1 protein-coding gene is annotated in these 1,554 nt (G+C 58.4%); it reads left to right on the top strand.

What is annotated here, in order from left to right; genetic code table 11:
• The coding region (locus M6D81_RS31450) for a DEAD/DEAH box helicase (protein ID WP_262681607.1) at positions 1–1,239 on the top strand (1,239 nt) is incomplete at its 5' end.
• Positions 1,240–1,554 lie beyond the last annotated feature (315 nt).

Raw genomic sequence — 1,554 nt, 5'->3', positions numbered from 1 at the left:
GATGCAGGTAGTGCTGCTGCCGAAGATGCCGACGCTGAAGATGCAGGTAGTGCTGCTGCCGGTGGCAGAAGTAACGAGGGATACTGCGAGAAGTGCGATGAAAGGTCTGGGGAGTTGGCTCATCCGCATCTTGAACAGACCGTTAGCGCTTCCGCCAGCATGCATGCCGATGTCATCATTACCTCTTATCCGCTGCTTAGAAGAGACACTGAGCACTACACCTGCCGCAAGTACCATACGCTTATTCTCGATGAAGCCCAGGCGATCAAAAATCCGACGACAGCCATCGCCAAAGTGGCGCGAGGGCTGGAAGCGGAATATCGATTCGGTCTGACGGGAACGCCGATCGAGAACCGGCTGGAGGATCTGTGGTCCATCTATCGCGTCGTATTCCCGGGCTTATTCCCGGATCGGAAGGCGTTCAGCGATCTGACCCGGGAGACCGTGGCCAGACGAATTCGTCCGTTCTTGCTGCGCCGCTTGAAGAGCGAGGTGCTGAAGGAGTTGCCGGAGAAGATCGAGACGATGCAGACGTCGGAGCTGCTGCCGGAGCAGCGCAGGCTGTATGCCGCTTATCTGGCCAAGCTGCGGCACGAGACGCTGAAGCACCTGGACAGCGACGACTTCGGCCGGGAACGCATTCGGATATTGGCCGGCATCACCCGGCTGCGCCAGATCTGCTGTCATCCGGCCCTGTTCGCGGAGGATTACACGGGGAGCTCTGCGAAGTTCGAGCAGCTGCTGGAGCTCATCGAAGAATGCGCCGGCTCCGGCAAGCGCCCGCTCATCTTCTCTCAATTCACGTCGATGCTGGAGATGATTGGCCGGGAGCTAGGCTACCGCGGCATCTCCTACTTCTATCTGGACGGCTCGACTCCCGCTGCCGAGCGCGTGGAGCTGTGCAACCGATTCAATGCAGGCGAGCGCGATCTGTTCCTGCTCTCGTTGAAGGCGGGCGGAACGGGACTGAACTTGACGGGGGCGGATACCGTCATCCTGTACGACTTGTGGTGGAATCCCGCCGTTGAGCAGCAGGCCGCCGACCGCGCTCATCGCATCGGTCAGCGCAGCGTCGTGCAGGTTATCCGGCTGGTCGCTCGGGGCACCGTGGAGGACAAGATGTATCAGCTTCAGGAGCGCAAGCGCAGCCTGATCGACGAAGTCATTCAGCCGGGACAGGAGTCGTTCTCCTCGCTGACAGAGCAGGATATTCGCGAGATTCTGTCGTTGGAGGAGTAGGCCGCTAGAGCGAAGACGTCAGAGCGGCGGTAGAACGTAGATCTACCGCCGCTCTGGTATCGTTCTTCTCGCTCTGTCTCCACCTCTACTGCTGCTCCAGTGTTGGCCACATACACTAAATTCCCTCGCACGCACCTTTTCGGCTCCCTAATGTAGGCCACATACATTCCAGCCTTTCGCACGCATCATTCCCTCGCTCCAGTGTAGGCCACATACACTAATTCGACTCAAACTCATCTTTTCGACGCTCCAGTGTAGGCCACATACACTAATTCGACTTAAACCCACCTTTTCGACGCTCCAGTGTAGGCCACA

This window comes from Paenibacillus sp. J5C2022 (assembly GCF_025567625.1).
In the GTDB taxonomy this organism is placed as follows: Bacteria; Bacillota; Bacilli; order Paenibacillales; family Paenibacillaceae; genus Pristimantibacillus.
The sequence above is the reverse complement of the archived record's forward strand: the minus strand, read 5'-3'. Positions and strand labels throughout refer to the sequence as shown.